Origin of the sequence: Dictyobacter vulcani (genome assembly GCF_008974265.1) — a bacterium.
Classification (GTDB): domain Bacteria; phylum Chloroflexota; class Ktedonobacteria; order Ktedonobacterales; family Ktedonobacteraceae; genus Dictyobacter; species Dictyobacter vulcani.
Genome location: NZ_BKZW01000007.1, coordinates 19,479 through 40,469, shown reverse-complemented (window position 1 = coordinate 40,469; position 20,991 = coordinate 19,479). Strand labels below are relative to the sequence as shown.

The following is a 20,991-nucleotide window of genomic DNA, read 5'->3' as shown; positions in this document are numbered from 1 at the left end:
TGAACGCGGACAACTATTGCGACAGACAATGATTGCGTAGGAATTTAGCGGAAATAGAAACTTTTTTCGAAGATTTGAGTGTTATTAATAAGTAACCTATTAGCTGGCAGACGATAACGATAATCTCGTACAGGCTGTAGGATCTTCGATGGAAGGATCTTATTTTTTTTATGGCAAAAGAGCAGGTGGAACAGAGCGCTGCACAGACCGAGCAGATCAAAGCAGGTATGGTGGTTGAGGCGACACATGGTGATCTGGGTGAAGCTGATGTCAGCAAACCAAAGGTAAAAGATGTCATCCATGATGACAATGGCGATGTAGCGGCGATTGTGGTTGAGAAAGGTGTTCTCTTTAAGAAGCAGTTGGAGATTCCTGCCGACCGTATTCAGAGCGTAGAAATCAACGGAGGAAATGAGGGTGAAGGACTGGTACGGGTGGATGCCAGCGAGGTAGAACTGGAGGCGTTGAACACGGCTGGTCCTGAGGAACTGGTGGATGCTCAGGAGCATCAGCACAGAGAGAAACTGCAACCGCAGGATAGTGGGGTGTTGAGAGAGATCGAGGAGAATATCCCGACGGCCGAGGGCGTGCGTAGTATGGAGTTGAGCAATCGTCTGGGAGAGGATGCAGATCAGCAGCAGACTCCTCCGGCCGATGGGCAACGCCGGGGTGGTATGCCGCAGATCCTGCGCGTGCTGGGACCTGGCTTTATGGCCGGCGCGGCAGGTAATGATGCCTCGGCGGTCACAGCCTATTCCATCGATGGAGCGCAGAACGGTTACGGACATCTCTGGCTGCTGCTGCTCTCGACGCCGATGTATCAGGCGGTGCAGTATACCTGTGCGAAGATCGGGCGCGTCACCAGAATGGGATTGGCCGAGGTGTTGCGTGAGCATTATGGTCACTGGGTGGCCGTGATCGCGGCCCTGGTCTTGATCGTGGCTAATCTATCCCTGATCACGGCCGATCTCGTCGCCATTGGCAGTGGACTGGAACTGGTCACCGGGATTGCCTGGATCTGGTTTGTGGTTCCGGTTGCGGCCCTGCTCTGGTACTTTACGGTCTTTCGGGACTTTGAGACGCTCAAAAAGATCTTTATCCTCATGAGCCTGGCCTTTATTGTTTATGCCTTCACGGCGATCCAGTCGCACCCAAACTGGGGCACGGTCCTCTTCAATACTTTTGTGCCGCATGTGGATTTCAATTTTGCCAGCATCAGTGCCGCTGTCGCCTTGCTCGGGGCCACGATCTCACCGTATAACATTTTCTGGCAGGTCCAGGGTGAAAAGGAAGAGAAGCGTCCTGGACCGCTGCCACAGAAACTGCGTATGGCGGCCCTGGATATCGCGACCGGAGTGATCAGCGGCAACCTGGTAGCCTACTTTATTATCCTGACAACGGGCACCACAATCTTTATCAATCCGCAGCACCACAATAGCATCGAGACCGCCGCGGATGCGGCCCAGGCCCTGGTCTATGTGCTGGGTCCAATCGCCAAATACCTGTTCTCCATCGGACTGGTCGGCGCGGGCCTGGTGGCGATTCCCGTCCTGCTTGCCAGCACCTCATATGCCGTGGCCGGCACCTTTGGCTGGCCGGTTGGACTCTCGAAAAAGCCCTGGCAAAACGAAGGCTTCTACCTGATCCTGACCGTGGCCCTGGTGATCAGTCTGGGTATGTCCTTGCTGCGCCTGGATCCTATCAAGTTGATCTTCTGGGCCAACGTCATCTCAGGCGTCCTGGCCCCGATCCTGGTTGTCTACCTGATCTTTATTGGCAATAACCGCAAAGTGATGCGTGGCCAGGGACTAAGCTGGCTCACCAACATCTTCCTGGCCGCGACCGCCCTGATCATGATCGTTGCCAGCGTCCTCCTTTTCTATGGACTCTTTACCGGTCAGGGCTAAGCCTGGCTTGAATGACATATTAGGCTTGCCAGTCTGGTTTTTATCGGGTATGGTTGAGGTAGATGATAGAGAACGCGTGTTTTTTGTGTTAAAGGAGCAAACCTGTATGCCAATCTCTGCAGTAATCTTTGATCTTTTTGATGTCCTGTTATTGCACGAACAGCGCCATGTGCGGCATGCGTTTGAGCGGGAGCGCGGGCTAGCTGAGAATACACTGGAGCAGACGATGCTGCATTCGCCCCTGTTCCGGGATGCGTTAGCGGGCCGTGTCTCGGAGCAGCAGTTGTGGGAGGATGTGGCCACGCGGCTACAACTTGCCAGTGCTGAGTGGCGCACTGTAGCGGCTGTATTTTATCGAGGATTGACGCTCAATCAAGAATTGGTGGCCACCATGCGTACCCTGCGCCCGGCCTACAAACTGGGCATCCTGAGCAATGCGCCTTCAAGTGTACGTACGCTGGTCACGCAAGAATTTCAACTGGATCAAGTGGTAGATCTGATCATCATTTCAGCTGAAGAACTCCTGCATAAACCACAACCTGAGATCTATCAACTGGCCGCCCGGCGTCTGGACGTGCCAGTTGAAGCATGCCTGTTTATCGATGATCGCATGCCGTTTGTCGTCGCCGCCCGCCAGGTTGGCATGCAGGCCATTCAATTCCAGCATAACGAGCAAGCCATCGCCGACCTGCAAACGCTCCTATTGTAGCGGCAGCCTTCACGGCCAATACGTTTCGGTGAAGCGCATTTGTGACCATAAAAAACATGGTGGAGAAAAGCAGCGAATCATACGTGGAGAGGGCGCCACACGCGGAGGCCGGCATGCGGCGTTCTCGTGGAGCGAGGTGCTCAACGAGCATCGCATGCCTGTGGCGCCTCCACCGCGACGGATCCCGTGTCGTGATCCTCTTCGAGAAGGTACGGGGAGGATCCACGCGCTCACCCACCACGTTGCGGTGCGAGCAGGCACAAGAGATAGGATCCGTCGCGGTGGAGGCGCCACAGCACTGCGGACGCTTCGAGTCCGTTGCTCCACATAAACGCAGCAGTGCGGCCTCCGCGTGTGGCGCCCTCTCGACGTACGAGCATGTCCCTCCATGGGGTTGAGGTTAAATATTTTTGAGGTGACAAAAATATAAAAGCAGCGAATCATACGTGGAGAGGGCGCCACACGCGGAGGCCGGCATGCGGCGTGATCATGGAGCGAGGGGCACAACGAGCATCGCATGCCTGTGGCGCCTACACCGCGACGGATCCTGTGTCGTGATCCTCTTCGAGAAGGTAGGGGGAGGATCCACGCGCTCACCCACCACGTTGCGGTGCGAGCAGGCACAAGAGATAGGATCCGTCGCGGTGTAGGCGCCACAGCACTGCGGACGCTTCGAGTCCGTTGCTCCACATAAACGCAGCAGTGCGGCCTCCGCGTGTGGCGCCCTCTCGACGTACGAGCATGTCCCTCCATGGGGTTGAGGTTAAATATTTTTGAGGTGACAAAAATATAAAAGCAGCGAATCATACGTGGAGAGGGCGCCACACGCGGAGGCCGGCATGCGGCGTGATCATGGAGCGAGGGGCACAAAGAGCATCGCATGCCTGTGGCGCCTACACCGAGACGGATCCTGTGTCGTGATCCTCTTCGAGAAGGTAGGGGAGGATCCACGCGCTCACCCACCACGTTGCGGTGTGAGCAGGCGACGGCACACACGATCCCTGTAGGCGCCACAGCACTGCGAGTCGTTCTTGCACGCTGGCCTGCGCAAACACAGCACTGCGAGTCGTTCTTGCACGCTGGCCTGCGCAAACGCAGCAGTGCGGCCTTCGCGTGTGGCGCCCTCTCCACGTACACGACGCCACGCCATACCGTTGAGGTTATCTCCTTCAACGAAACGTATTGGCCGTGATGGCTGCCGCTACGGCCAATACGTTTCCAGTTGGTGTTGTAGGAATGCTAGCTTGTCGGGATTGAGGATGCTGCGTAGTCCTACGATGCTATTGCCGCGTAGCTCAAGGGCTAAGATCCAGTTGAGTTGTGCATCGATGTGGCATAGAAGTGCTGGCGCACCATTGATCTCTTCGATGGAGAGTGTGTGGTTCGCTGGCACTTTGTGCATGAGTGCGATAAACAGTCTGGCGATGTTGTCCTGCCCATAGACTGGATATAGTCCTGCACTGACTTTGCCGCCGCCATCTGCCCAGGCGGTTACGTCGCTGGCCAGTAGTTGCGTCAGGGTGGTGAGATTGCCTGATTGGCAGGCCGCGACAAACGAGCGCATGAGCTGACGCTGATTCTCTGGCTCAACATTCACACGATGATGTTTCCGCTCCACATGTTTTTTTGCGCGATGGAAGAGTTGCCGGCAATTTTCCGGACTCTTGTCGAGTATTTCGGCGATCTCGGTAAAGGGATAGTCAAACACTTTGTGCAGGAGAAACACCGCGCGCTCCGGCGGCGTTAACGTTTCCAGTAACACCAGAAAAGCCATGGAAATGGATTCTTGCCGCTCGAGCAGCGCTTCTGGCGATGACTCATCAGCTAGTGTGGTGAGAACTGGCTCTGGAAGCCAGATCCCGACATATTCTTCCCGCTGGACATAGGCGGACTTCAGATAGTTAAGGCTGAGATTGGTGACTATGGTGGTGAGATAGGTTTTGGGTGTATGAATAGTCGCAGGATCTGTCTGTTGATAGCGTAGATACGCATCCTGAACAATATCTTCAGCCTGACTCGTGCTTCCAGTCATTCGGTAGGCGATCGAGAAAAGCAAGGGGCGATAGCTTTGAAATTGGTCCATAGGGCAGTTGCTTCAGTGCCTCCTTACAATAATTATTGTTTTGAATATAGCATACATTACATGTTGACTTCAGCAAAAAATATTCACTGGATACCTGTCACGTTTGCGTGGGCTCAGTTGTCTCCTTTCCAGAAGCGCTTCATGAGATCTCAATAAAGCAACATAAGCACATATGAAAAAGGAGATAAAGATAAATGAACATTTTTGTGACTGGCGCCACCGGCGTCCTGGGCAAACCAGTGGTAAGTTCCCTTGTGAAAGCCGGCCATCGGGTCTATGCCTTGAGCCGTTCGGCAAGCAATGCAGAGCTGATTCGCCAGATGGGCGCGGAACCGCTAACGGTTGATCTCTTTGATCAGGATGAGCTGGTCAAGGCTCTGGCGGCCACGCAAGCTACTGCGATTGCGCATCTGGCCACGAAGATTCCGGCTACGTCGCGGATGGGAAAAGTGGCCTCGTGGCAGGAAAATGATCATATTCGGCGCGACGGCACGCGTGTTCTGGTGGATGCCGCCCTGGCCGTAGGTGTACAGACCCTGGTCTACTCGAGCTTCTATTATGTCTATCCTGACCGTGGCGAGCAATGGATCGACGCGTCCTCCACGCCGATACAGCCTCATGTGATCCAGCAAGCCACCATCGATGCGGAAAAGGAGGTCGCACGCTTCACGCAGTCCCGGCGCCGTGGGATCGTATTGCGGCTGGCTAATCTCTATGGACCAGAAACGCCATCCGCGCTGGAACAGCTCCAGATGGCGCAAAAGGGCTTTGCCGCCTTGCCGGGTCCGAGCGATGCCTACCTTTCCTATGTCTGGACAGAGGATGCCGCCAGCGCCATCGTGACGGCACTGCTAGAGGAGCCGCCAGCAGGTATCTATGATATCGCTGACGATGAGCCGCTCACCCGTGCCGGTTTTATGACGGCCCTGGCGCACAGCGTAGGCCGCAGCAGTCTGTTTCGGGTCCCCAACGTCATCATGAAAATGTTAACCGGTGCCGCTGCCGATATGATCAATCGCAGTCAGCGCCTCTCTAACCGCCGCTTCCAGGAGCTAACAAGCTGGAAACCCATGGTCCCCAACGCTCGGACCGGCTGGACCATGATTGCGCAAGCGCAACACAAATCCGACCGCGTGCCGACCCACGCCGCGTAGGTTCGGGGCATGCCCCGATTGCCTCGGCCCCCGTTAATCTCACCCGATGGAAACCATGTTGGATAGGTATTGATCCACATGATCTTGTGGAGGCGAGGATATCATGGGCCGGGACAATCGACCGCGAGGGTCGAAGCTACGATGGTATAAGGTGTTTGAGTTTGTCGGGATTGATGATGCTGTAGACGTTGCGGATGTGGGTGCCGACGAACTCTAGTAGTATCACGCCATAGATGCCTTTCTCGGTATAGCCGATGATGGCTGGCTGGCCGTTGAGCTGGATGATTTTGGCCTGCATACCCTCTGGGAAGAAGCGCATACCTCCGACCATACGCGCATGACCTTGTCGCGTCCGCTGACGGGTTTGCGTGCCATCGGGCCTGTGCCGTTGCCATCGCCGGTGAAGACGATGTCCTCAGTGAGCAGGCTAAGCAGTCCTTGCATATCGCCATTGAAGCTGGCGCGCATAAACTGTTGTATGAGTTGCTCTTGCTGCTCACGCGATGGCGCGAAGCGCAGGCGCTGCTGACCCAGATGCTGGCGGGCACGGCGCAGCACCTGGCGACAGTTGACCTCACTCTTCTCGACCATGGTCGCGATTTCGGCGTACTCATAGTCAAAGATATCGCGCAGCAGAAACACCGCTCGCTCCAGCGGTCCCAGTTTCTCCAGCATGACCAGGAACGCATAGGAGAGCGACTCGTCCTGGACCACGCTCTCGAAGAGTTCGGGATAGCGGTCGTTGGAGAGCGGTCCTGGACCACGCTCTCGAAGAGTTCGGGATAGCGTCGGTCGGTAGCCATGGTCCTGTATAGACCTCGCGCTGTACCCGTGCCGAGCGCGCGTGATCGATGCACAGCCGCACCACAACCGTCGAGAGATAGGCCTTTGGCGATGCTACCTCATCCTGGTTGGTCTGCAGCCAGCGCACAAAGGCTTCCTGTACCATATCCTCGGCATCGCTACTACTCCCGAGCATGCGATAGGCGATTGAAAAGAGCAGTGTTTTATACTGGCTAAAGATGCTTGTGGTTACATCTTCTTGACTATTCCCCATGGTCATGTTTCCTGTACTCCTCAAACAATGCTACGCGCTATTGTAGCACAGCTTCCTCTCGACTTACGTGCCTGGATGCTTGATCTTGCAGGAACAAGCGTGCGGCCTGACGGGCGCTGTTCATGCTGGCATTGACCAGAAATCCCTCGCCGATCCAGTCACCGATCAGGTAGAGCTGGTCAATGTTTGTGGCCTGGGTGCCTGGTCTACCAGCATAGCCGCCGATGCTGGTGGTTGGTAGCATGCTGACGCCGTTGATGCGGGGAAGAAAAACACGCTTGACCAGCAAGTCACGCCAGCCTGGCTGCACTCGGTCCAGTAATGCCTCCAGTTCGCGCTCATCGTCGTGGGGATCGCTGGGATGCTGTGGATCCAGCTGCTTGAAGGTATGGATGATTGCTCCACCTTCGGGCGCTATCTGCGCAAAGCAGGACTGCGTCGTCAGGAAGTGCGGTCCTTCCAGGTTCTGGACTATTGGTCGCATAGGATCAGGCAGGCTGCGCAGCGCTACATCCAGACAGGCGAGCTCGGCGGGCAGCATATTGTCCAGATAGCTCTTGAGTGGCGCGGCCGACTCCTCATCCAGCAACTTCACTGCCTCCTGGGGAGTGGTGGCGACAATGACGGCCCGCGCCTCTATGCGCTGTCCATTGGCCAGTCGCACGCCCCGCACCTGGCGATCCTGCTGCTCGACCGCCTCTACGCGCAGGCCATTATTGATCTGCACCCCGGCCTGTACGGCCTGCTGGCGTAAACCATCCACCAGTGTCTGCCAGCCGCCATCGATATACTGCAGCGGATGCTTTGTTATCAGTTGGAGATTATGTACCAGTACCTCCGCACTCACCTGATCCAGGGCGGCGCTATAAGTACTCGTGCAGGCAAGCATGCGCAGGAATTGTAGTACCCGTGGGCGTTTAGCGACCGTCATAATCCAGTCCGCCACGCTCACCCGGGCCAGCGTCTCTGGCTTTAAGCCTGGCAACTTGCTAAACATACTGGCCAGTTCCAACTTATCGCGTAGATCCAGGAGTCGGGTGCGTAGTAGCGCTGACGTACTATCTGGATACTGATAGAACTTTCCCGCGCGCAGCACCGAGAGGTGCATGGGACGATGCCCACTATAAGCGATGCCCAGTTCGCGCAATACCACCTGCTCGGCTGCGCCCCCACCATACAGGGCGTGCGCGCCCAGGTTCAAATGATAGCCATCAAAGGACGTGGTCTCCGCCGACCACCCAGCCGTGCCGACTTCTCATACAGCTGTACCGAGGCCCCGCCGCGCGCCAGATAACAGGCTGCTGCCAGACCCGCCAGGCCACCACCAACGATCACGACATCTGTAGTAACAACATCATTTTTCATTATCTTTGTCTCTTTCTTTTAATATGTTTACCAATTTGTTGCACACTAGACGGAAGAGGCCGATTATTTGTGACACCTTGTATGTTTTTGTCGATACCGATGAATAGCGTACCGGTCGCGTAGGTTCGTGGCTTGTCCACGATTGTGTTCCATCACGATGCCATCTACCTCAACACGATACGCGTTCGCCCCATGGAACGAGATCGTCCAAAGAGATCGTGCCCGGTGGAACGTTGTCGTAGGGCGAGGCAATCGTGGACAAGCCACGAACCTACTGCTGCATATGCAAGGATAGGGCTTGAAAATGCTTCTTCCTGGTGTTATCTTCGATGCAGAGATAACCGCACAGTTATTTTTATGTATCCATGTTTACATCTTTTTCTCATGAAGGAGCCTTGCATGACGCAAATTGATTTATCGCCTCTGGAAATTCTCCGTTCGCTTGGGATAGATGGGACGCCCACGGTAACCCCTGTGCAAAGTGGGTTTGACATGGCCATGTGGAAGGTGGAGTATGAGGACCAGACCTATGCTCTGCGCGTGTTTCGACCGGGGGAGCATGAGGAGTGCGAACACGAACGGGTCGTGATGGTTGCAGCGCGGGCTGCGGGCCTGCCTGTGCCAGAGGTGCGTGCAGCAGGTATCTGGCAGGATCACCCGGTGCTGCTGATCACCTGGCTGGCTGGGCGCATGGTGGCCGACGAGCTACGTGCGCGACCATGGCAGGTGTGGCGGCTGGGGATCTCCTTTGGCCGCATGCAGGCTGCGATCCATGCTGTGCCCGCCCCCGACCTGCTCTGCCAGCAACCAGATGCGTGGATTGCCTGGAAATGCGAAAGGGAGCAGACTTTGCAAGATCGCTTGCGTCACCTGTTGCTCGACGAGGCGGCTTTGCTGCATCTGGACTATCATCTACAGAACGTCCTAACTGATGGCAAACAGATCACTGGGATTGTGGATTGGACGAACGCACACGCAGGCGACCACGGGCCGATGTCGCACGCACTGTGTCTATCCTGCGCGTCGATCCACTAGCACGCAAGCCTCTTCTTCAGTGGATTGGCTTACGCATCTTTGAACAGGCCTGGCGCATCGGCTATCAACGCACGCGAGGACGCCTGAAAGATATGTCACTCTTCTATGTCTGGGCGGGGACCGTTATCCAGCACGATCTGGCACACCGCTACAAACACTCACCGCAGGAACTGACTCCTGCGCGCCGCTGGACTAACAAATGGAAGGCACGGATCGGGAGGCCAGGAATTGAAACGGTCGCGTAGGTTCGTGGCTTGTCCACGATTGCGTTCCATCACGATACCATCCACCTCAACACGATACACGTTCGCCCCCATGGAACGAGATCGTGCCCCAGGAACGTTGTCGTGGGCCAGGCAATCGTGGGCCAGGCAATCGTGGGCCAGGCAATCGTGGGCCAGGCAATCGTGGGCCAGGCAATCGTGGGCAAGCCAATCGTGGGCAAGCCAATCGTGGGCAAGCCACGAACCTACACGGGAAGATGTATTGAGCGGCCTCGGCTACCAGGGGCGCGGATCGTGCTGGTAGCTGTGCAGACGGGCGCGCAACTGCTCATCCAGCCTTTGCCTTGCCGGGTCTGGGCTACGAGCGTGGCGAGGGCCAGGCGGCGCAGGTGTGGGTCGGGACTGCCCGCAGGCTCTGCTCTAGCTCGGCCATGTTTGCTTCGGGTCGCGCGCTCAACTGCTCAATTTCTCGCTCAGCGCAGACCAGGCATCCGCATGCAGCTTTGGTGCCAGGGCCACGAGTGCTGAGGCAATCTCGTTCCATGGTAGCGCCTGAATGGTGAGTTTGATGCGCATTGTGAGCGTGAGTGGATCTTCTGCAAGCACCTGCAGGAGTATGTTGGTGGTTGGCAGTCGACGCTGGCGATCCCACTGGACTTCCCGTATGAAAGTTTCGATGGCTCTGGATAATTCTCGGCGTTTCTCTAGCAGTTCCCGGATAGCCTCCCAATGAGCGCGCTTTGCTGCTCAGCATAGATGGCAAAGACGGCCGGGAGGCGCTGGACGACTCATCGGGTAGTGGCGACTGCATTAACTGGAGCAGGCGCGGCGCCAGGATCTGCTCGGCATCGGTAAGAGGTAAATAGCTAAAGCGCTGCAGGGTACTCAGGCGTACTTCTGGTTCTGGATGGGTTAGCAGGAGGGCCAGCAGGTCCAGAAGCTGCCGTCGGGCCCAGGATGAGAGGCCATCGGCGGGAATGCGTCCGACGATTGGCGATTGAGAGGTCCGGATCTTGCGCGGCCCGTCTGAAGCTTTCCCATGTTTCTGGACGCTCTAGATAGGACCACAGGGCGCGGAGCAGGGCGATGCGTACATCGCGATGCAGCTCCTGCTGTTGCATTGCCTGTAGTTGCTGGTAGGCGGCCTCGGTGCCCAGTTCACCCATCAGGCGCACCACCTCTTTGGCCACTGTAATCTTGTTCAGCGGAGCGTCCTGCAGGAGCTTGAGGGCCTCGTCCTCAGGCATTCTCAGCAGGATGCGCCGTAAGGCATAGATCGCGATGCGGGCCCGCGCATCATCCAGGGCCGCAAATAATGTCGGAATACCCTGTCCGCGTCCAGGCGGCTCAGCACGCGCAGTGCCTCATCCCGGACTGGTAGGCGCGGGTCGCTGGCAAAGGCAATGATATCCGTAGCATCGATAAAGGCCATAGCTTCCAGTTGATGCAAGGTATGCAGCAGTTCGTGGACGGGACGATCCTCCTGGTGGCCAGTTCCAGTAGTGTCTGCGCGAACAGCTGTTGCTGCTGCGGGGTCCAGCGTTGGAAGCCATCACTAAACCCAACACCATGCGCGTCTTGCCGGTACTAAAGCGTCCTTCATAGGCGTGCTGACCCAGGAATGGTGTGACACTCCGCACGCCCTGAAGGGGCGGCGGCTTCTTGCACTCCTACGTAGTCGGCTCTCTGAGTCGGTGCCTCGTTGAGGCAACTCGTTGAAGAACCGTAGTGGGTGAGGAATACGCTCAAGCACAGATCCACACATCTGCTTGCTTAAAGGGCGGTGCCATGCCCGTTCACCGTTTCATGCCGTACCCGACGGGTGTGCAGCCAACGTCTGGTGTTTGGCGACCTGGAAAGGGTGAACACCTTTCTCTTTCGAAAACTGATGCACGCATCAGTGGGAGGCTTTTCTTGAACAATTTTACCTGGCAACACTTCCTAAGGCCGTACAGCCTGTGCTGTCGTGCCTTCGTTGCATCTATCCAGTATAATCCAACAATGCAATAAATGCAACAAGTAAGGGCTAAAGCCCAGGAGAAACCCGTCTATCCGCCTGGGTTTAAACCACAGCGGCTTGCGACGGGTTACGCTTTTGTCAGCAGATCCTGGCGGTGGCGATGCAGATAAGAGCTGACAGCCCCGATGGTAATAAAGCTTTTGTCCAGTTCGAGCAGACGTGGCACCAGCACATCTAGCCGCTCAGGCAGATGCAACGAGAAAAAATGGAGTATAGACCAGACAGTAGAATTGTTGCGGGTATCCTGCAGGAGTTTCTCCAGGATGGTCTGGAGTTCAGGAAAGTCACGGATGCGTTTCTTAAATAGAGAGGATAGTGCTACCAGGATGCCTTCATGCTCGCGGTCTTGCCAGGCATGGAGCATGGGGAGTAGCGCATGCGCGAGCTGGCGTGTCTCGTCTGTAGTCAGGGGACGGCCGAGCTGCGGGAGGCGGATATATTCGCGCTCACGATAGATCAGGGCCAGCTGGGGGGCCGACCATGCGGGATAAAATGGGAGGAGCTTCGTGACCAGCGTGAGGAGCGCCTGGACACTGGCGGACGAGAGATCGCTGGCATCCAGGGCATCGCGGACAATCCGTGTCAGGTCGCTGAGATCTTGCTCCTGCCAGCGACCTGGAGGTAGCGCGGCCAGCGCGGTCAGCATCGCCAGCCGCACCGGATCCTGCTCAAAGCGGCGTTGGAGTACCAGCCGCAGGACATCCTTGCGATGATCGGACTGGTAGCGTGTGCCGAGATCAATGTGCGCAACGTGAGCGCACGCGTCTCAGCATCGGGGGAGCGCAGCGAACGATCCAGGAGAGCCACGGCCTCATCCCAGGGTAAAAATGCCGCATAGGGTATGCGCTCGGCGGGTCGTGTCTGCAGCGCCGGTAGCTCCAGATGCCGCCGGGCCTCCGCCACCCTCTGCTCAGTCGGCAGCACCACCACAATATGCAGGGCTATAATACCTTCGGAGAGCGCCAGCCAGCCCCACAGAGCTGATAAATCGCCACGCGTTGCTCCGGTTTGAGTTTGCCCAGGCTGTTTTGATGGATCGCGTTGGATAGTGCTCAAATAAGGCAAGCAACTGCTCTGTGCTTAAATGTCTGACTACCCTCAGAAAGGAAATAGAGCTAGCCTCATGGCTATCCAGAACGAGATCTGCAACCTCTCGCGGTCGTCTTGTAATCAGCGTGTTCAGTGGCAAACGTGCCAGCGGAACCAGGGTATGCATCGCGTGTACCAGATCCAGAGCCAGATCGGGCGCAAGCTTGCTGAGTCCAGGGATCACTACACCCACGACCTGCAGTAACCGCTGATCCTGTGGTATCCTGTTCGCGGTCTGGATCCATGAGCGTATTTGTGCATGGGCAATTTCAGGATGGTGGCGGGTCAGCCGTTTCCAATCAATAAGATCGAATGTGTCTATCAATGGAGGAAGGGCACGCCGTACCAGATCCTGGGAAGCCAATGGCAACAGGCGCTTAAGATGCCGATCCTGGCGTGCAATCAGCGTCTCGATATAGGCATCCATCACCGCCTGTCGGTGTCGGCGGTCCAGATCATGTAGTAATGCCACCTTCGCATCCAGCGCCATCGTCTCCAGACCTGCCAGCACCTGAGCATCGCTGCCCAGCCGCGCCATGATAAAGCCCGCCAGTCCGCGTACACTGCGCGAAGCATCATTCAGTGCCTGCAACGCCGGATCAGCATCGCCGCTGCCAAAGCACGCCTGCAAGCCCAGCAGCCGCTCATAGATCGAGCCCCGCAACAACTCCCCGATTATCTCCCTGGCCCCCTGATCATGGCGTGCCAACCGACCAACCTCAACCATCCGCTGCATACGCCCCTTATGCGTCAACTGCGCACACCCTCAAGCAGTTCTGCTCTCGTCATGATATCCCACGCCTTCCTATAGCCTATAACATAGAAATAGCATCATTCCCATTTATGCGTATCGTAATCAAAAAAGCCCAGCTTGTCAATCAAGCCCCCCGTACCGGCAGCGCTGGTCGCCAATATTTTTCGGTTAACGATTTTTGTGGCTGCGAAAGACGTTGTGGAGAAAAGCAGCGAATCATCCGTGGAGAGGGCGCCACACGCGGAGGTCGGCATGCGGCGTGATGGTGGAGCGAGGGGCTCAAAGAGCATCGCATGCCTGTGGCGCCTCCACCGAGACGGATTATGGTTCGCGATCCTCTCCGAGAAGGTACGGGGAGGATCCACGTGCTCTTCTACCACGTTGCTGTGCGAGCAGGCAACGGCACGGCACCCACGATCCCTGGAGGCGCCACAGCACTGCGCATCGTTCTTGCACGCTGGCCTGCGCAAACGCAGCAGTGCGGCCTCCGCGTGTGGCGCCCACTCGACGTACACATGGCTTGCTGGTCACGTCGAACCATCTCTCAACGTTTCGCTTAAGCCCAGGGACGGTTTGATCCCTAGAGGAGATGAACGAAAGTAGGTTCGACCCTTTGGGTCGATTGGTTCCCTGCATACTATCCTTGCTTGACCATGAGCAAGCTATGCCATGTGAGGCAATGCGTTCGTGTGGGGAGAGACAATCGACCCAAAGGGTCGAACCTACCATTTGTATCTCTCTTGATCATTTTTGCATGCGTTGCTTCATGATCATGCCACCATTGTAGCCATTCCATCCATAACCGAAACGTATTGGCGACGAGCGCTGCCGGTACGCCGGGATTCCTGCTCGTATTTTCTTTGTTTACTGAAAAAGTTCATCTATTGCGACAGGAATAGAGCAGTGCCATCCGGGCCAACTGGGGCAGTGGTTGATGACCATACTGATGAGGATAACTATAATTGGTGCCAGGAAACCGATTATGGAGAACCCCAGTCCCCAATTGGCCAGTGATTTGCGGGTAATTGATATGCGTCCGACAAGCGATAAGAATATACCAACAATCGCAAATGGTAGGCTGAAGAGATAGATTGTACAGACAAAGAACCAGCTGATCGCGCCGAAGCTATAGCCAACTATCGCCAGTATTGCATATGGATCTGATACGGCTTTCCTCTCCCATATATTCAGTTTGATCGATTGAATGCTCAAGAGCAGGGTTATATACAGGATTGGAAATGTTATCCAACTGAATATTAGAGGAATGGAAAATGGCTCATTGAGGAAGATTATTTGATACAGCGTCTTGAAGAAGCAGAAGATTATGAGAATGGCTATGGCATGTAGAGGCTTTAATGGGGATATGATCCATTTTGGGAGCTCCACGTGCATTCCCAATGCTTGATTACGTCTACTCTGTATAATAATGCGGGTTAGATAGCCGATCCCTATGAACCAGGCAATAATCCAGAAAGCCACGAACGCTATACGTGCGATCTGATGAAGCATATCAGGTGGGGCCGGTATGAATGGGAGTGGAAAGACGATCAGCGAGATCAACATTAGCAAGTTAATAAAGCTAGCGGGATAATAATGCCAATGATGATCAGGATGACACGCAATGCGTTCTTGCTGCTGAGAGTATCCTGGCTTGATTGCATAAGGGGTCTCCTTAAAAGATGAGCTTAGGTAGAGCAAGTATAGCAGTAAAAGAAACAAGAGGCAAGAAGGATTTTACTGTCAATATGCTGTTTATGGCACCTATCTGGTTTGAATTAGTAATTGAGGAAGAATTCCCTTGATATCCCCTTGACCTGGAGTGAACTTAAGGTTGTATAGTTCTTGCATGGAAACAGAATTCTCGATCCAGCAGGTTGCAGACTTGACAAGGCGCTCCATTTGATCCTGGGGCTGCTTCTGAGCAGAGTGAATAGCCTCCTTGAGGGCAAGGTAACAAACAGCACATATGAGGAAAAAGGGGATTTGTATGTCTCAAGCTAGCGAACCATATATGATTACTACGGGATCTGTTGAGATCATTGTAGATGAGGAGGCGGGTTCATCCACTATGGGTGCCTATATGGCACGCCCGCAGGCTCCGGGCAGGTATCCCGGGGTGATCGTTGGCTGTGAACTTTTTGGTGTGACTGGCTATATCCGCCATCTTGTCGAGCGCATTGCCCAACTTGGTTATGTGGCACTCGCGCCTGATTTTTATCACCGTTCTGCGCCCGGCATAGAGTTGGAAGCGACGGCCGAAGGTCGCACTCGTGGCTTTGAATTGTTGCATCAGCTCACTCGCCAGCAAGCGATCAATGATGTGCGTGCCGCCATGACCTACCTGCGCACTGAGCAGCAATGTCCAAAGATTGGCATGGTGGGTTTAAGCGTTGGTGGGCATATTGCCTATCTTGCCGCAACCCAATTAGATCTCAAGGCAACGGTGGCCTTTTATCCAGGCTGGCTCACGACTCAGGATATTCCTGTCAGCCAACCGACCCCTACGCTGTCCCTGACACCTGGCATGGCTGAACATGATGGATACCTGTTATTGCTTGTTGGCGAGCAAGATAACCTCATCTCGGCTGCGCAACGTGAAGCTATTGCCCACGAACTGCAGGCGGCCAATATCAGACACGAACTGGTGAGCTATCCCGACACAGCGCACCGCTTCTTCTACGAAGCAGGCGAGAGTTATCGTCCGGCTGCAGCAGAGGATGCCTGGCGCCGCGTGCGCGAAGTACTCGCCGCCGAACTGGCTTAGCATAAAGGTGAGTGAGATTCCCCGGCCTGGAGAATCTCACTCACCTTATGTTACTAACTGATACCGTAGCAAGGGGTTCAAGCCAATTATTGTCTGTATTTAAAAGAAATTTTCGGGTCCTGCGAGCTTGAGATAGTCTTCTTTGGTGATTATTCGCAGTGTGTGTGAATCTTTTCCGAGGAAAAACATATAGATCGGACTGGCTTTCCTGGCTCCGGTGGGTGTATATTTGATCAGTGATACCGCCTGTTTTCTGATCGGTCCTGTCCACTGAATCTCTGGATGCGCCTTTTGATCTACATAGAGGAATGTCCAGCTTGAGTCCATGTGGGAAATGGGCATGATTTGTATCAGGGGTGTCAGTTGCCAGGCTACGCTGGTCTGGCCGGGTTTGAAAGCGCGTAGCATGACATGCTGTTGCACGTGATCCGTGGCGGGCGCATAGATGTAGCCCGCCTCATAGGGGCCTACATGACCCAGGACCTGTATGCTTGTTGGCAAGTTGGTTAATGTCCTCGGTTTATCTGTCTGGTAGGTTGTCACCGTCAACCTGGGCCGGATGGTGCCCTGGTTGGCCCGATAGACATAGAAGAAGCCATACTCTTCTTTGTTGATACTGATGCCCAGCAGTGAGAAGAAGCCATCGCGATTAGAGATCGCGTCCTGATCAGGTTGCGTGGTCCAGGATATTATTGATGGAGATTGCTTAGCAACCGAGGGGCCCCCGGGTGCTTGCTTGATCGCCGGTTGATATTGCATATAGTCTAAAAGGAAGGTACCAGCCAGCACTAGGCAGATCGCGGCCACCAGTAGCAGGAGTGGGCGTTGCCAGCGCTTGCTGACTGTGCGGCGCTTATGTGCCAGGACAACTGGTGTGGATATCTGCGAACTTGCTGCTGCATTTTTTTGTAGATTCGCTATGACAGCATCCGCCAGGTTGGATGTCGGGCGTGCCGGTGTGGCGTCCTGGACTACTGGTTCGGTTTCCAGGAGCATCTTTCTGAGCCAGTGGATTTCTGCGAGGCGTTGCTGGCAGTGCTGGCAGGATGATAGGTGCTGCTCTACCTGTTGCTGTTCCTGTATGGATACTTCATTGGTTGAATAGGCATCCAGTAACTCGCTTATAGCTGTACATGTAGGCTCAGCGTCGTGCAGTATAAACTTATTCATCGTGCCACCTCACTATCCAGTTTCATATAGATCGTGCGCAGGGCGTTCAGGCTGCGCGTGACGCGTTTACGGGCCGCTTCTGTACTGATGCCGATGGCCGTGGCGATCTCGGCATAGCGCTCACCGGCCACGAAGCGTAGTACCAGGCAGAGTGCATCCTCCTCCGATAGGTGGCGCAACGCCTCCTGCAACAAATCGCGTACAGCCAGCCGTTCCTCCAGTGGCATCTCAGGCGGTGTCTCCATCATATCCTGTCTCTCATCCTCATTATGCTGGGGAACCAGCGTGCGCAGATTGGATTGCTTTTTCAGTAATGTGAACGCCCGGTTCGTGGCAATGCGATAGAGCCAGGGGGTCAGGGGATGCTCCTCCTGGCGCAACTGCTCGGGTGCTTGCCAGCGTGGCAGCGCGTAATAGGCCGCGATAAACGTTTCTTGCGCAATATCATAGGCATCATCTCGATCACCCAGCATGCGCCAGAGATAGGCCAGCAACGGTGGCTCATAGATCACAACCAGGCTGCGAAACGCCTCGTGATCCCCGGCTTGAGCCTGCTGGATTACATCAAACTCACCCGCAAAAGAAGATAGATTCATCACATATCTGTCTCATTTCTTCTCGTTCTATATAGAAGTTTCTTGTATCTATAGATTATGCTCAATCAGAAACCCTTTACCAACAGAACAATGCCAGTAGCTAAAAGCGGACATTGTGTGTGGCTTGCAGGTACAATGAATATAAATAGGTTATTTGACACTGTCGATGTAGGAAGCGGAACCATATAATTTTAAGATAGGATAGCGTTTCATTGTGTATGTGGTGTTCAGCATTACTTTAAAAAATATGTTGTTATGTGTCCATTTCTTCAATAAGTGAAAGGAAGGATGCTATGGGGTCGATGGAGAACCGAAGCAATAAGTTCGGGTTGATCGTAGCGGGGATCGCGATAGCTGTGATTGGTATGGGGTGGCCGTTTTTTCCGCTGGTATGTATTGATGCATGCCACCTGTGCGCCTTCCAATGATTTTTGTGGCCTGGAGAATATATTGCTTATCATGTTCCTCGGAGTCCCGTGTTTGTTACTGGGCCTGCTACTAATGATGATGGGTTTGCTGATAACCAACCAAACACGGCAACACCTCTACTGGCCCGCGCTTGTAAGTCTGGGATGTAGTGTGCTGACGGCCGTGCTGGCCTGGTTTCTTCTGCGTAGCATGGGAGGACTTATGGTTACGTTAATGGGAAGCTTTGGCTCGGTGTTTGCCCTGCTCATAGCCGGTGTGGCCATATTCAATACAGCAAATCTTGACTGGTCGAAGGGACGCCTGCTCTCATTGATCGCGTTACTGATCAGCATGATCCTGCTGCTCCTGTTCATATTCGTAATACCTCCTTTCCTATAATATATACATGTCTTTATTTCTTTTTATATGATTCAGTATGTATTTATCTTGCTGAATATGGTATATTTCCTCTGGTACATAGACAACTCCACATCATGTCAAACATGCTGGCTTTCTTCTGGAAGCGAGCGTTCATTGTCGCCTTGAAAGGAGACTTTGAAGATGTCAATTCGTGGAACCGATGCAGTGTCTAGCACTGGAGGCAAGGCCAGCGGCTCTCAGCGCTGGCTTCTATGGGCTGGTATTATCGCCCCTCTTCTTTTTTTCGTAGTTTTTATGCTGGATGGCTTTTTGAAGCCGGGCTACTCGGTCGACAATGAGGCGATCAGTTATCTGGAAGTAGGCAGCTATGGCTGGATCCAGCAGATCAACTTTATTGTTTTTGGTCTATTGCTGCTGGCTTTCATGCTTGGTTATCGCCAGCGCATGCGTCCCATCCTCGGCCGGAACTGGCTCTATGCTGGCTGTATCTTCCTGGCGCTCTCCGACCTGGGCTGGATTCTGGCTGGTTTGTTCATTCCCAACACCTTTCTGGCCCGCAGTTTGGCTGGCCCGCGATTCTGCACCAGATCGCCTTCGATTCCGTCTTCCTGCCCCTCACGATCGCCTGGCTGATCCTGGGTCTCAGGTGTATTATGACGCGGAACTGGCGCATCTACGGCATCTACAGCCTCATTATCGGATCCCGCTGTTTATCTTTACCGCCATCGCCGTCGTCAACCTGATCGCGCCGGCCTGGTCGCGGGTTTCATCGGCAATCCCAACCCTCCCCATGACGGGATCATCAATCGCGTCATGCTCGTGATCGCGCCCTTAGCCTGGTATATAATCAGCGCCACCGCCGTCATGCTGCGTACTGCCCCGCAGTCTGAAACATCAACCATCGTAAATGCAGACAGCGTAGCATAGCATTGAGCAGGTTTCCTGCCGGTACGCCAGGAAACCTGCTCGGACGCGGACAGGTTGCAGCCGAGCGAGGGGGCTCACGGATTGGGGAGGCTCACGGAAAAGGTTGTGCCTTTGCCCTCTGCTGATTCCACCCACATCTGTCCGCCGTGGCGTTCAACGATTTCTTTGCTGATGGCCAGACCGAGCCCCCAGCCTTGTTTTGTGGATGATCGGGCGATGGGTGCACGGTAAAAGAGCTCGAAGATGTGTTGCTGTTGTTCTAAAGGAATGTGTGAACCGGTATTGTGGATCTGGAGTAGCACCTTATTTTGCTCCTGTCTCATGCTTACCCGTATGGTTGCATCCCTGGGGAATACTTGATGGCATTGGTGAGTACGTTTATGAGTACTTGTGAGATGCGTTCGCTATCAAGCTGGATCATAAAGGGGGCTGGAGGCAGTTCTAGATCCACATGGCGGCCAGTCAGGGTAATTTGCTCTTCCACAACTTCACGGCACAGACAAGTGAGATCACAGGGAGCCAGTCGCAAGGGGAGTCCGCCCGTTTGCAAACTACTCAGGTCAAGCAGGTCATCAACTAATGCATGCAGGCGCCGTGTTTGCGCCTCCACCTTTGCTAATTGAGCAGGCAGGTTTGTGAGGCTCGCGGGTAGATTTTGTTCTTTGGCGAGACTGCGTGTAGTAATCTGGACATATCCGCGTATGGTGGCGACTGGTGTCTTTAACTCATGAGCGGCTCGTGAAAGAAACTGGTCTTTGAGCTGATCCATCTGTGCCAATTTGGTATTGTTTTCGGCAAGCGCCTGATTATTCTCTGCTAATTCTCGCGCCTGTGTGCGCGCCTCCTGTTCAGCTAGCAATAGACGCTGCCGATCTCTCTCTCGTAGAACAAACAGGAACAGCAAAAAAAGTTGTGCAATTATAAAGGGGATGAAAACTACGATATCTTTCCAGGTGTGAAAGGTGAAAGTGCCAACCGGGGGGATAATAAAATAATCCAAAGCAAGCACACTGAGTACAATGGAGAATAGAGCCGGACCAATGCCCCACACGAGTCCAATGACAATCGTCACAATGTAGCTGGTTGACCCAATAAAACGGTTGTCGATTCCCAGGGTGGCTTCGAATGCCGGCACGAGGAGGGATACCCCAACAAAAGGAAAAGCCAGTAGATAGCCAACGAGAGGAGCACGCCACCAACTCCGTCTCCTGCGATTCCCCTGCTCGTGAGGCTCTCCAGGACGTTCGTTCCTTTGCATTATGGCCTCGAAAAAAAATTGTCAATACACCTGCAACTCATTGATCGGCTTGTCTGAGCAGAAAAGATGAAATAGCAGAGTTTCCACTAT

Annotated in this window: 28 protein-coding genes; 14 read left to right on the top strand and 14 right to left on the bottom strand. The window is 54.5% G+C overall.

Annotated elements, in window-relative coordinates; translation table 11 throughout:
- Positions 1 to 170 precede the first annotated feature (170 nt).
- From KDW_RS31420 to KDW_RS31410, 3 genes are all read left to right on the top strand, one after another.
- Positions 171 to 1,907, top strand: a complete 1,737-nt coding sequence (locus KDW_RS31420; protein ID WP_151759825.1) for a divalent metal cation transporter — start codon at positions 171 to 173, stop codon at positions 1,905 to 1,907.
- Between the two features lie 106 nt (positions 1,908 to 2,013).
- Positions 2,014 to 2,616, top strand: coding sequence for an HAD family hydrolase (locus KDW_RS31415; protein ID WP_162005803.1), 603 nt, complete (start codon positions 2,014 to 2,016; stop codon positions 2,614 to 2,616).
- A gap of 113 nt (positions 2,617 to 2,729) precedes the next feature.
- On the top strand, positions 2,730 to 3,014 hold the full coding sequence (locus tag KDW_RS31410; protein WP_162005802.1) for a hypothetical protein: 285 nt from the start codon (positions 2,730 to 2,732) through the stop codon (positions 3,012 to 3,014).
- Positions 3,015 to 3,209: 195 nt separating this feature from the next.
- Here KDW_RS31410 and KDW_RS32145 read toward each other — a convergent pair whose 3' ends face one another.
- Positions 3,210 to 3,359: a hypothetical protein gene (locus KDW_RS32145; RefSeq protein WP_162005801.1), complete on the bottom strand. Its 150-nt coding sequence runs from the start codon at positions 3,357 to 3,359 to the stop codon at positions 3,210 to 3,212.
- A gap of 137 nt (positions 3,360 to 3,496) precedes the next feature.
- On the opposite strand from KDW_RS32145, the gene KDW_RS31400 reads away from it, so the two are divergent.
- Entirely contained in the window at positions 3,497 to 3,808 is a 312-nt protein-coding gene (locus KDW_RS31400) for a hypothetical protein (protein ID WP_151759821.1), read from the top strand.
- A gap of 9 nt (positions 3,809 to 3,817) precedes the next feature.
- Here KDW_RS31400 and KDW_RS31395 read toward each other — a convergent pair whose 3' ends face one another.
- Entirely contained in the window at positions 3,818 to 4,699 is an 882-nt protein-coding gene (locus KDW_RS31395) for an RNA polymerase sigma-70 factor (RefSeq protein ID WP_151759820.1), read from the bottom strand.
- 194 nt (positions 4,700 to 4,893) lie between these two features.
- Here KDW_RS31395 and KDW_RS31390 point away from each other — a divergent pair, with 194 nt between their 5' ends.
- A complete protein-coding gene (locus KDW_RS31390) occupies positions 4,894 to 5,853 on the top strand; it encodes an NAD-dependent epimerase/dehydratase family protein (protein ID WP_151759819.1) in 960 nt (319 codons plus the stop codon).
- Between the two features lie 222 nt (positions 5,854 to 6,075).
- Here KDW_RS31390 and KDW_RS33470 read toward each other — a convergent pair whose 3' ends face one another.
- The 4 genes from KDW_RS33470 to KDW_RS35560 are packed head-to-tail and all read right to left on the bottom strand — an operon-like array spanning position 6,076 to position 8,275.
- Positions 6,076 to 6,528: a sigma factor-like helix-turn-helix DNA-binding protein gene (locus tag KDW_RS33470; RefSeq protein WP_198925732.1), complete on the bottom strand. Its 453-nt coding sequence runs from the start codon at positions 6,526 to 6,528 to the stop codon at positions 6,076 to 6,078.
- Complete coding sequence (locus tag KDW_RS33465) at positions 6,470 to 6,916, bottom strand: sigma factor (RefSeq protein WP_198925731.1); 447 nt, start codon at positions 6,914 to 6,916, stop codon at positions 6,470 to 6,472. The genes KDW_RS33470 and KDW_RS33465 overlap by 59 nt, the downstream gene beginning before the upstream one ends.
- A 31-nt stretch (positions 6,917 to 6,947) precedes the next feature.
- Positions 6,948 to 8,111, bottom strand: a complete 1,164-nt coding sequence (locus KDW_RS31380) for a phytoene desaturase family protein (RefSeq protein ID WP_151759818.1) — start codon at positions 8,109 to 8,111, stop codon at positions 6,948 to 6,950.
- The gene (locus tag KDW_RS35560) at positions 8,108 to 8,275 is read right to left on the bottom strand and encodes an FAD-dependent oxidoreductase (RefSeq protein ID WP_151759817.1); all 168 of its coding nucleotides are present in this window, start codon (positions 8,273 to 8,275) and stop codon (positions 8,108 to 8,110) included. The genes KDW_RS31380 and KDW_RS35560 overlap by 4 nt, the downstream gene beginning before the upstream one ends.
- Positions 8,276 to 8,674: 399 nt before the next feature.
- Here KDW_RS35560 and KDW_RS31370 point away from each other — a divergent pair, with 399 nt between their 5' ends.
- The 3 genes from KDW_RS31370 (at position 8,675) to KDW_RS32140 (ending at position 10,062) form a co-directional block, all read left to right on the top strand.
- Positions 8,675 to 9,310 carry a phosphotransferase family protein gene (locus KDW_RS31370; protein WP_162005800.1) on the top strand — a complete coding sequence of 212 codons (636 nt, stop codon included), beginning with the start codon at positions 8,675 to 8,677 and terminating at the stop codon, positions 9,308 to 9,310.
- On the top strand, positions 9,283 to 9,555 hold the full coding sequence (locus tag KDW_RS31365) for a hypothetical protein (protein WP_162005799.1): 273 nt from the start codon (positions 9,283 to 9,285) through the stop codon (positions 9,553 to 9,555). Before KDW_RS31370 ends, KDW_RS31365 begins: the two co-directional genes overlap by 28 nt.
- A gap of 102 nt (positions 9,556 to 9,657) precedes the next feature.
- Positions 9,658 to 10,062: a hypothetical protein gene (locus KDW_RS32140; protein ID WP_162005798.1), complete on the top strand. Its 405-nt coding sequence runs from the start codon at positions 9,658 to 9,660 to the stop codon at positions 10,060 to 10,062.
- A gap of 338 nt (positions 10,063 to 10,400) precedes the next feature.
- On the opposite strand, the gene KDW_RS31355 is transcribed toward KDW_RS32140, so the two are convergent.
- Together KDW_RS31355 and KDW_RS31345 are read right to left on the bottom strand one after the other, a co-directional pair.
- Positions 10,401 to 10,781, bottom strand: a complete 381-nt coding sequence (locus tag KDW_RS31355) for a hypothetical protein (RefSeq protein WP_151759814.1) — start codon at positions 10,779 to 10,781, stop codon at positions 10,401 to 10,403.
- An 840-nt stretch (positions 10,782 to 11,621) separates the two neighbouring features.
- Entirely contained in the window at positions 11,622 to 12,212 is a 591-nt protein-coding gene (locus KDW_RS31345) for a hypothetical protein (RefSeq protein ID WP_151759812.1), read from the bottom strand.
- A gap of 51 nt (positions 12,213 to 12,263) precedes the next feature.
- Here KDW_RS31345 and KDW_RS35555 point away from each other — a divergent pair, with 51 nt between their 5' ends.
- On the top strand, positions 12,264 to 12,392 hold the full coding sequence (locus KDW_RS35555) for a hypothetical protein (protein WP_269822565.1): 129 nt from the start codon (positions 12,264 to 12,266) through the stop codon (positions 12,390 to 12,392).
- Between the two features lie 72 nt (positions 12,393 to 12,464).
- Here KDW_RS35555 and KDW_RS31335 read toward each other — a convergent pair whose 3' ends face one another.
- Positions 12,465 to 13,397 carry a hypothetical protein gene (locus KDW_RS31335; RefSeq protein WP_151759810.1) on the bottom strand — a complete coding sequence of 311 codons (933 nt, stop codon included), beginning with the start codon at positions 13,395 to 13,397 and terminating at the stop codon, positions 12,465 to 12,467.
- Positions 13,398 to 13,474: 77 nt separating this feature from the next.
- Positions 13,475 to 13,687 carry a hypothetical protein gene (locus tag KDW_RS31330; protein ID WP_151759809.1) on the bottom strand — a complete coding sequence of 71 codons (213 nt, stop codon included), beginning with the start codon at positions 13,685 to 13,687 and terminating at the stop codon, positions 13,475 to 13,477.
- Between the two features lie 3 nt (positions 13,688 to 13,690).
- On the opposite strand from KDW_RS31330, the gene KDW_RS31325 reads away from it, so the two are divergent.
- Together KDW_RS31325 and KDW_RS31315 are read left to right on the top strand one after the other, a co-directional pair.
- Complete coding sequence (locus tag KDW_RS31325; protein ID WP_151759808.1) at positions 13,691 to 13,957, top strand: hypothetical protein; 267 nt, start codon at positions 13,691 to 13,693, stop codon at positions 13,955 to 13,957.
- A gap of 1,427 nt (positions 13,958 to 15,384) precedes the next feature.
- Positions 15,385 to 16,161 carry a dienelactone hydrolase family protein gene (locus KDW_RS31315; RefSeq protein WP_162005797.1) on the top strand — a complete coding sequence of 259 codons (777 nt, stop codon included), beginning with the start codon at positions 15,385 to 15,387 and terminating at the stop codon, positions 16,159 to 16,161.
- Positions 16,162 to 16,260: 99 nt separating this feature from the next.
- On the opposite strand, the gene KDW_RS31310 is transcribed toward KDW_RS31315, so the two are convergent.
- Together KDW_RS31310 and KDW_RS31305 are read right to left on the bottom strand one after the other, a co-directional pair.
- Complete coding sequence (locus tag KDW_RS31310) at positions 16,261 to 17,331, bottom strand: anti-sigma factor family protein (RefSeq protein ID WP_151759805.1); 1,071 nt, start codon at positions 17,329 to 17,331, stop codon at positions 16,261 to 16,263.
- Positions 17,328 to 17,927: an RNA polymerase sigma factor gene (locus KDW_RS31305; RefSeq protein ID WP_151759804.1), complete on the bottom strand. Its 600-nt coding sequence runs from the start codon at positions 17,925 to 17,927 to the stop codon at positions 17,328 to 17,330. The genes KDW_RS31310 and KDW_RS31305 overlap by 4 nt, the downstream gene beginning before the upstream one ends.
- Before the next feature lie 459 nt (positions 17,928 to 18,386).
- On the opposite strand from KDW_RS31305, the gene KDW_RS31300 reads away from it, so the two are divergent.
- The 3 genes from KDW_RS31300 to KDW_RS32135 all read left to right on the top strand — a co-directional run bounded on the left by KDW_RS31300 (position 18,387) and on the right by KDW_RS32135 (position 19,539).
- Entirely contained in the window at positions 18,387 to 18,734 is a 348-nt protein-coding gene (locus tag KDW_RS31300; protein ID WP_151759803.1) for a hypothetical protein, read from the top strand.
- Between the two features lie 162 nt (positions 18,735 to 18,896).
- Positions 18,897 to 19,349, top strand: a complete 453-nt coding sequence (locus KDW_RS31295) for a DUF998 domain-containing protein (RefSeq protein WP_151759802.1) — start codon at positions 18,897 to 18,899, stop codon at positions 19,347 to 19,349.
- Positions 19,350 to 19,362: 13 nt separating this feature from the next.
- Positions 19,363 to 19,539 carry a hypothetical protein gene (locus KDW_RS32135; protein WP_162005796.1) on the top strand — a complete coding sequence of 59 codons (177 nt, stop codon included), beginning with the start codon at positions 19,363 to 19,365 and terminating at the stop codon, positions 19,537 to 19,539.
- A 178-nt stretch (positions 19,540 to 19,717) separates the two neighbouring features.
- Here KDW_RS32135 and KDW_RS31290 read toward each other — a convergent pair whose 3' ends face one another.
- Complete coding sequence (locus KDW_RS31290; RefSeq protein ID WP_233098058.1) at positions 19,718 to 19,945, bottom strand: sensor histidine kinase; 228 nt, start codon at positions 19,943 to 19,945, stop codon at positions 19,718 to 19,720.
- A 23-nt stretch (positions 19,946 to 19,968) separates the two neighbouring features.
- Positions 19,969 to 20,901, bottom strand: a complete 933-nt coding sequence (locus KDW_RS31285) for a sensor histidine kinase (RefSeq protein WP_151759800.1) — start codon at positions 20,899 to 20,901, stop codon at positions 19,969 to 19,971.
- Between the last annotated feature and the right edge of the window lie 90 nt (positions 20,902 to 20,991).

What these genes read in the sequence shown, in the direction of transcription:
- KDW_RS31315 (WP_162005797.1), top strand. Translation starts at nt 15,385, where the DNA reads ATGTCTCAAGCTAGCGAACCATATATGATTACTACGGGATCTGTTGAG.
- KDW_RS31325 (WP_151759808.1), top strand. Translation starts at nt 13,691, where the DNA reads ATGCCTGTGGCGCCTCCACCGAGACGGATTATGGTTCGCGATCCTCTC.
- KDW_RS31390 (WP_151759819.1), top strand. Translation starts at nt 4,894, where the DNA reads ATGAACATTTTTGTGACTGGCGCCACCGGCGTCCTGGGCAAACCAGTG.
- KDW_RS31330 (WP_151759809.1), bottom strand. Translation starts at nt 13,687, where the DNA reads ATGCTCTTTGAGCCCCTCGCTCCACCATCACGCCGCATGCCGACCTCC.
- KDW_RS35560 (WP_151759817.1), bottom strand. Translation starts at nt 8,275, where the DNA reads ATGAAAAATGATGTTGTTACTACAGATGTCGTGATCGTTGGTGGTGGC.
- KDW_RS31300 (WP_151759803.1), top strand. Translation starts at nt 18,387, where the DNA reads ATGTTCCTCGGAGTCCCGTGTTTGTTACTGGGCCTGCTACTAATGATG.
- KDW_RS31285 (WP_151759800.1), bottom strand. Translation starts at nt 20,901, where the DNA reads ATGCAAAGGAACGAACGTCCTGGAGAGCCTCACGAGCAGGGGAATCGC.
- KDW_RS31420 (WP_151759825.1), top strand. Translation starts at nt 171, where the DNA reads ATGGCAAAAGAGCAGGTGGAACAGAGCGCTGCACAGACCGAGCAGATC.
- KDW_RS33465 (WP_198925731.1), bottom strand. Translation starts at nt 6,916, where the DNA reads ATGACCATGGGGAATAGTCAAGAAGATGTAACCACAAGCATCTTTAGC.
- KDW_RS31305 (WP_151759804.1), bottom strand. Translation starts at nt 17,927, where the DNA reads ATGAATCTATCTTCTTTTGCGGGTGAGTTTGATGTAATCCAGCAGGCT.
- KDW_RS33470 (WP_198925732.1), bottom strand. Translation starts at nt 6,528, where the DNA reads ATGCTGGAGAAACTGGGACCGCTGGAGCGAGCGGTGTTTCTGCTGCGC.
- KDW_RS31415 (WP_162005803.1), top strand. Translation starts at nt 2,014, where the DNA reads ATGCCAATCTCTGCAGTAATCTTTGATCTTTTTGATGTCCTGTTATTG.
- KDW_RS35555 (WP_269822565.1), top strand. Translation starts at nt 12,264, where the DNA reads ATGATCGGACTGGTAGCGTGTGCCGAGATCAATGTGCGCAACGTGAGC.
- KDW_RS31355 (WP_151759814.1), bottom strand. Translation starts at nt 10,781, where the DNA reads ATGCCTGAGGACGAGGCCCTCAAGCTCCTGCAGGACGCTCCGCTGAAC.
- KDW_RS31410 (WP_162005802.1), top strand. Translation starts at nt 2,730, where the DNA reads ATGCGGCGTTCTCGTGGAGCGAGGTGCTCAACGAGCATCGCATGCCTG.
- KDW_RS31370 (WP_162005800.1), top strand. Translation starts at nt 8,675, where the DNA reads ATGACGCAAATTGATTTATCGCCTCTGGAAATTCTCCGTTCGCTTGGG.
- KDW_RS31395 (WP_151759820.1), bottom strand. Translation starts at nt 4,699, where the DNA reads ATGGACCAATTTCAAAGCTATCGCCCCTTGCTTTTCTCGATCGCCTAC.
- KDW_RS31310 (WP_151759805.1), bottom strand. Translation starts at nt 17,331, where the DNA reads ATGAATAAGTTTATACTGCACGACGCTGAGCCTACATGTACAGCTATA.
- KDW_RS31400 (WP_151759821.1), top strand. Translation starts at nt 3,497, where the DNA reads ATGCCTGTGGCGCCTACACCGAGACGGATCCTGTGTCGTGATCCTCTT.
- KDW_RS32145 (WP_162005801.1), bottom strand. Translation starts at nt 3,359, where the DNA reads ATGCTCGTACGTCGAGAGGGCGCCACACGCGGAGGCCGCACTGCTGCG.
- KDW_RS31295 (WP_151759802.1), top strand. Translation starts at nt 18,897, where the DNA reads ATGTCAATTCGTGGAACCGATGCAGTGTCTAGCACTGGAGGCAAGGCC.